The organism is Bacteroidota bacterium (genome assembly GCA_030017895.1).
Taxonomy (GTDB): domain Bacteria; phylum Bacteroidota; class Ignavibacteria; order UBA10030; family BY39; genus JASEGV01.
In genome coordinates this window covers 1-5,091 of record JASEGV010000125.1, presented here as the reverse complement: position 1 = coordinate 5,091, position 5,091 = coordinate 1, and the positions used below count along the sequence as shown (strand labels likewise).

The following is a 5,091-nucleotide window of genomic DNA, read 5'->3' as shown; positions in this document are numbered from 1 at the left end:
TGTTACGCTGTTTCTATCTATCATTTTTACCCACTCACTTCCACGATGAGCCATTCTTTTATTATATATATTTGATGTTCGTTCCAACCGGTCATAATTGTTTAATAAATTAGTGTGCGGCTCATCGAACGGACTGAGCCACACTATTTATCTCTCTCGGGAGTAATTAACTATGGTTTATGTTTTACGACTGCGAACTTGTTATCGAACAGCTTAACGCCATACGACGCCAGAAAGTCTACGTTACGTTGTAAATTATCGACGTCGTAAGTTTCCTCGACGTCCATCATTCTGTTAAGAATGAAGGCAAGCCCGGGTCCGTGAATACCTACCATATTTGCTTTTGCAATAAGCACGGTAGGAACAAGCCCGGATATAAAGAAACGCATACCCATTAAGGATATAAGCTGACCGCCCGCTAAAATATCGCGCTGGTATGAAGCGGCGTTTTTAACTACATCGATGTTGAAGAACTCACCCGCTAATGTAGCGGATACGACTATAACACGGCCCGACTTAGGGACTTTATTATTGTCCATTTTTGCGTTGATGTCTATTATATCAGCCCAAGCCATAGTGGCACCTGCGAAAGCGGTTTTATCGGTTGTCCCTTGAGCGGCGACTATAACATCGGAGTCGAATTTTTCGCTAAAATGCTGGGCTGCTGATTCTGTAAATTCGCGTAAGAGCATACCGTTACTTTCTAACTGTGCAAAAATTTCACCGGCAATAGGTATAGCAGCGCGGGTGAAGGGGATATTCACCATCGTTGTATCGGCTTTTAGTTTTTTACGATCGGCATGCGTTGGCGGTGTACCTGCCGTTTTAACAACAAGAATCGGCATCGCTGGCACGTCAACGCTTGTGGCTCCTGGGCGGACAAGCCCGTCGAAGCTTCGATTCATTAAGGAATGAATCGACTGGTTTTCTATGAGCCGCTGGACGACAGAGTCGGCTACTAATACTTTTGTAAAAGGCATGTTTATTCTCCTTAATTAAAAATCTTTGATTTTGCTTTCAGGTCATTAATTTGTTCTTCTGAAAGTTGTTGGGCAAGTTTGGGGTCTGCCATTACCTCTTTATAAGTCAATTCTTTTTCTTCCGATATGAACTTAGCAACAACAGGCGGCTGGCTTTTAGCCGGCAGAGCGTCTATTAGTTTTTTTGCTGCATCGAAATTTTGTTCGGCGAACGTGCGCAGGTTCTCAACATTCGCGGGTAAAATGTTTTTGTTCGTTACTGCGGATGCGAGAAGATCGTCAACACGTTGTTTTTTAAAAGCCTTCACTTCCTCCGACAACTCGCCGAATTTTTCTACCGAGATGTTAGCTTCGGTGAACTTCGAGAGTGATAGGCTGAGCGAATTAATTTTCTCGCTCGAATCCGCGAACTGAATTTTGAGGTTGTTAATTATTTTCAATGCCGAATCTATCACGTCGCCGTCGGATTGATAGTCTGATATATTGAGCGAAATTTTTTCAGCAAATTTTTTAATTGTTTCGGAAATCATTGTTTCTCCTTTATTAAGATTAAGGTTAAAGTCGGAAAAGAATATTGCAGAGTTATCCTCCTGAGCTAAAGCTGCGGCGGACAAGTCGTCGAACTGGATTTTATCCAATCCTTTTACAGACGGGAAGTTAGTAAGAGTAACAGCGCGGAGGTATTTTTTATCGTCGTAGGTTGCAATTTCAACCGACGGTTTTTTGAATTTTTTATTCATAGCGTAAGCTTCTTCAAGCACCTCATCGAAAGATGCGTAGAGTACGCCGCCTCGTTCCTGAAGCTGGTCCACAACTGCATAAGCCGGAGACGTGCTTTCGTGATTAACGGTGAGCGGAGCTTCGTGAAAATTACGGTCGTAACCGGTGGCTATCTCGGCAACGTCGGCTTGAGTAATTTCGCCCTGCGGATATTTGCCTGCTTTGAATATTTTATAAAACTTGTTCATCTGGTATCAAATTAACTATACTACACCCACTTATGCAAGATAAATCGGGCCACATACGTATATGTCCCGATTTATCTTGAATATCGTTCCTTATCAAATTATCTTATACTATGATATACTCAACATTAGATCAGATATTGGGAGCTATCCAGGCAGCGGTTGGCTCCGAGGTTAAAGAGCTTGGCAGCTACAGTGGGCAGTTTGAAGAGGGCGGCGAATGGAATCCGTTATTCCCTGCCGTATTCGCGAGCATCGTAAAAGCTGAGCCGATAATTGAAACAGATACTATTATAATAGGATTCTCAATTACCGCGAACATATACGTCGGGATTAAAAATAACATATCAAGTAATAGAGCCTTCCTGGATAATATTTTAAATATCATGGATGGGTTTGGAATATCGTTCCCTACTTCCGTTCCCGGAGTTGTAAAATTCTCGACAGAGGCGGTATTCCTACACGGATACTTTTTCGGAATAGACGTTTACCGGATAGAAGTTAATATAATTAAACAACTATAAGGCAGCTATGTACACAGATAAAATATACTTCAAGACAAAAATATCAGATACGGAAATAATAAAACTGACAGAGGATAATAATGACAACTTAGATGCAGCAATCGGCGCCGCTGACAGCTTAATAGATTCATATTTAAAGAGTGTTGTTGAAATACCTATGGCAGCTCCGCCAGAAATTATAAGGCAGTTAAGTTACGATATAGCGGTGTTTTATCTGCATGACCGGATACAGTATAACGAAATACCTGAGCGGGTAAAGGATAAATACGACGCTGCATTAAACTTTTTGAAGGATATAGCCGCCCATAAGGCAAATTTGCCTCTACCAAGCGATAATATAAAGAAAGGTATCTACTTTGAGTCGCAAAACAATGTTTTTGACAGAAATACGTTTTAAGTTTCCTTCTATCTGTTCGGTTCTCCGCCGGCTTCGGCGGGCGGAGTCTGTCAGTTAAATTATAAATCGCCCAAAAATGAGTTATAAAAGGTTTTCACTATTTTTAAATCAAAAAAAATAACACAATTTTTAAGGAAAACGTTGTTTCTGAGTTGGAATAAACGATTATACCTAAAAAAAAGTTTCCTGGAAGTTTCCTACAGAGCAAAAAAGTTGAATAAGTTGAATAATAGGGGGGTAAAGTTGAAAAAAGTTTCCTACAGGGGGTAAAAAGTTTCCTGGAAGTTTCCTACAGAGCAAAAAAGTTGAATTCGATGAACTATTTTTTAGACGGCAAAAGATACCCCTAAAAAATAATAATGGCTTATAACTCAAATATGAGCGAAAAAGCTGATTAAAAAAGTATGCAAAAGGTAAATATATGACAAAAAGTAAGCGAATTGTGATATTAGACACACAAATATTTGATAATAATTCTGAAATAAAAAAAATGTTCAAATATTACTCGGAAGAGTTTGCAAGTTTAACGTCCGAGAATATAAAACATTACCTTGATGCAGCGAGAAAGGGTTTAAATTTCTTTAAAGCCCTTCTTTTTGAAGAAATCCGCCGCAAGGATCTTCGTATTGCGGGGCTATGCCAAACGCGGAAGCTGTCGGTATTAGCACACGACTGGAATATCGAGGGCGAGGACAAGCCCCTTGTTGATTTCGTAAATGAAAACTTTAATAATATTGGGTTTGACCAGTTTATAAGTGATATTGTAGAGGCACAAATTCAAGGACAGTCTGTTTTTCAGCTAAGTTATGAAGTTTCGGGCTACAAATATTACTTAACGGAGGTAAAGATGCTTCCAAATTATTTAGCTTGTTACGATAAGGGGATAAAAATATTAGACCTAAACCGCGTAGACACACACGAATTAAGGTGGCAGGCAAATAGCGATAATGTTAAGCTGCCTTACTTTGACATTGACCCGCTGTATTTGTTTGAGGTTTATAGTTTCGACGGGAACGAGGATAACGGGCTAATGAACGGTTTAATAGATAGTCTTATTTGGGGATACTTCTTTAAAAACTATGGGTTAAAAGACTGGAGCATTTACCTTGAGCGATTTGCAACGCCGGGCGTAATAGGAAAATACGACCCACTGATGAGTAAGCCGGATAGAGATGCTTTAATTAATGCCGTTAAAAATTTTGGGAACCTGTTTAAAGCCGTAATTCCCAATACGGCAACTGTCGATTTATTAAACGACAGCAACAAACTATCGTCATCCGATATTTACAGTAATTATGTTAAATATTGGAATGACGAGATGAGTATCCGCACTTTAGGGCAGGCAATGACCACGGATACCGGGCAAGGCGGCAGCTATGCCAAGGCAATTGTAGGGAACTACGTAAGGTATGATATTAAGGCGGGAGACCTGTCGTTAATAACCAGAGCCGTAAATCAGCTTATTAAAAAGCTTCTTGATATAAATTTTGCATCAGTCAGTAATTATCCTAAATTTTCGTTTACGCAGGAAGAGGATATTGACTATAAATTAAAAAAGGCTGACTTATTGACAAAGTTAGCCCAGTTGGGATTAGGCATAAGTAAGGAAGACGCAGAAGTTTTGTTCGGAGCAACGTTGGTAGAAAAACCGGATTCGTTTACGCCCAACCCGCCTGCGGTTGAGTTTTCTGAGACCAACCTCATTAAGAAAAAAAACATTGACGATTATATTGCCGAAATTCTTGCCGAGATGAAGGATAACAAATGATATTGGTTTACGGTGAAATAAGCAGGACGTTGGCTGAAGGTATAGCCAAAGGATACCGTAAAGGTATCGGTGATGTAGTTAAACTTAATAAAAAAGTTTTACTGCGGTTGTTTACGGAATCCGCCAAAGGAGGTTTATTCAATATCTCATACTCGAAAGCCGATAAAGACCTGCTTAAAAATTTTAACGCTGAGGCGTTCACAGTTGCCGGCGTGCTGAGTTATGAGTGCGAAGAGAAGCTGAAGGAAATGGCATCATCTATAATGGACGGCAGCCATCCTTACATGCAGCAACATCCGGAATCGTCAATAAAAGATGTGTGGCGGGACGAAGCCTATAATATCTTATCCGACTATATACCGATGGGGGGTAAAATGCCACCACCCGGACAGTTGCAAACAAATTTAGGGCAGTTCCAAAAATTCAAATATAAGTTTAGTGTTATAGATTTTATCGT

The 5,091-nt window shown here is 40.0% G+C and carries 6 protein-coding genes; 4 read left to right on the top strand and 2 right to left on the bottom strand.

The window, feature by feature from the left end:
- Positions 1-170 precede the first annotated feature (170 nt).
- Positions 171-980, bottom strand: a complete 810-nt coding sequence (locus QME58_14035; GenBank protein MDI6804935.1) for a hypothetical protein — start codon at positions 978-980, stop codon at positions 171-173.
- 11 nt (positions 981-991) lie between these two features.
- Positions 992-1,948 carry a phage protease gene (locus QME58_14030; GenBank protein ID MDI6804934.1) on the bottom strand — a complete coding sequence of 319 codons (957 nt, stop codon included), beginning with the start codon at positions 1,946-1,948 and terminating at the stop codon, positions 992-994.
- 110 nt (positions 1,949-2,058) lie between these two features.
- On the opposite strand from QME58_14030, the gene QME58_14025 reads away from it, so the two are divergent.
- The 4 genes from QME58_14025 to QME58_14010 all read left to right on the top strand — a co-directional run.
- Positions 2,059-2,469, top strand: a complete 411-nt coding sequence (locus tag QME58_14025) for a hypothetical protein (GenBank protein MDI6804933.1) — start codon at positions 2,059-2,061, stop codon at positions 2,467-2,469.
- 7 nt (positions 2,470-2,476) lie between these two features.
- Positions 2,477-2,866 (top strand): DUF1320 domain-containing protein, encoded by a 390-nt coding sequence (locus QME58_14020; GenBank protein ID MDI6804932.1) that lies wholly within the window; start codon positions 2,477-2,479, stop codon positions 2,864-2,866.
- Between the two features lie 421 nt (positions 2,867-3,287).
- The gene (locus QME58_14015) at positions 3,288-4,634 is read left to right on the top strand and encodes a DUF935 family protein (GenBank protein ID MDI6804931.1); all 1,347 of its coding nucleotides are present in this window, start codon (positions 3,288-3,290) and stop codon (positions 4,632-4,634) included.
- Positions 4,631-5,091, top strand: a 461-nt coding sequence (locus tag QME58_14010) for a hypothetical protein (GenBank protein MDI6804930.1), incomplete at its 3' end; no start/stop codon positions are given. The genes QME58_14015 and QME58_14010, both read left to right, overlap by 4 nt.